The 1,560-nt window shown below is 43.4% G+C and carries 2 protein-coding genes; one reads left to right on the forward strand and one right to left on the reverse strand.

Annotated elements, in window-relative coordinates; all coding sequences use genetic code 11:
- Positions 1-195: hypothetical protein (locus ACFI6L_RS20195; RefSeq protein WP_462574696.1), on the forward strand; the 195-nt coding region annotated here is incomplete at its 5' end.
- Positions 196-575: 380 nt separating this feature from the next.
- Here ACFI6L_RS20195 and ACFI6L_RS20200 read toward each other — a convergent pair.
- Positions 576-1,560, reverse strand: a 985-nt coding sequence (locus tag ACFI6L_RS20200) for an AMP-binding protein (RefSeq protein ID WP_462574697.1), incomplete at its 5' end; no start/stop codon positions are given.

The raw sequence follows: 1,560 nt of genomic DNA on the forward strand, positions 1-1,560 counted from the left end.
TTAAAAAGAACCCGCCTAACGGCGGGTTTTTTGCTTTCTGCAGACAGAAAAATAATGGGGTCAGAGTACATTAATCCCCACTTCCCCCAGCAAAACCTCAAATTGGGGTCAGAGTACTTTATTACCCAGATTACCAGAACCGAGTCAAAGTACCCATGCCCTCCAGCGCCGTTAAATCAGAGAAATGTACTCTGACCCCATTATTAAAATGTGTTTCTCTGCGACTGCTCTTTTTACCTACTTCTAGTCACTGTGAAAGTTTCATTTATCGACTAGTTTATGGCGCACAAACTCCGATACAGACCTTCAGTCTTTTCACTCAGGAGTAAAGGGGTCAGAGTACTTTTCGGCTCTCACTTTCGTTAGAAAAGAAATGTACTCTGACCCCATTATTGTGGGCTAACTAAATAATCCGAGTTCTTTAGCTCTCTAGGGCATGTAACAGGCAGTTTGAAAATACGGTAGATAGGTACAGACTATAGCTTAAGTGCAAGCGTTGGAAATACGAATGTAGGGTCAGTGTACTTTAAAGCGTTATCTTTTAAAAAGTACTCTGACCCCACTATTTGCTGGGGTTATGCTTCGGTTTGTAGGGCTTGCTTCTTCAGTGTTTCTATCATGTATTCGCGCATTTTAAACTTCTGAAGCTTCCCTGTTACCGTCATGGGGTACTCTTTAACTACGCTGATGTATTTGGGTACTTTAAAGTAGGCTAGTTTGGATTTCAGGTAGTCGCGTATCTGATCTTCGTCTATATGTCGATTTTCCTTTGCCTTAATCCATAGGCATACTTGCTCGCCATATTTGTTGTCAGGAATACCAAAGACAGCGGCGTCTGACACATCCGCATGTTGATACAAGACTTCTTCAATTTCTCGTGGATAAATGTTCTCGCCGCCGCGAATAATCATGTCCTTTATTCTACCAACTATTGTGACATAACCTTCTTCGTCCATTTCTCCAAGATCGCCCGAATGAAGCCAACCTTCATCGTCTATGGTGGCTTTCGTCTTAACCTCATCACCCCAATAACCTTTCATTACACAGTAGCCTCTCGCGCAGATTTCGCCAGGTTCTCCAATAGGCACCGTATTGCCTTGGGGATCTATGATCTTCACTTCTGTATGGGGCATAGCGCGTCCTACGGTTTTGACCTGCTTTTCAAATGGCGAGTCAATGTCAGTAATATGATTGATAGGACTGCATTCTGTCTGGCCATAACCTATGACGACTTCTGTCATATGAAATTCACTATGAACCTTTCGCATGAGCTCTTCTGGACAGGTACTACCTGCCATGACACCTGTCCTTAGTGTTGATAGATCAAAAGCTTTGAAGTTGGATAGTTCGAGTTCGGCAATAAACATGGTTGGTACGCCATGTAATCCCGTGCACTTTTCTTCTTCTACTGTACGGAGTGTTGTCTCAGGGTCGAATGACTCCCCGGGGAATACTGCACATGCACCTGATGCTAAGCAAACTAAGTTGCCCAATACCATTCCAAAGCAGTGATAAAGCGGTACGGGAATACAAAGTTTGTCTTTGTGTGTGAACCTCATT

It is taken from the genome of Alteromonas sp. G4i35 (genome assembly GCF_054960375.1).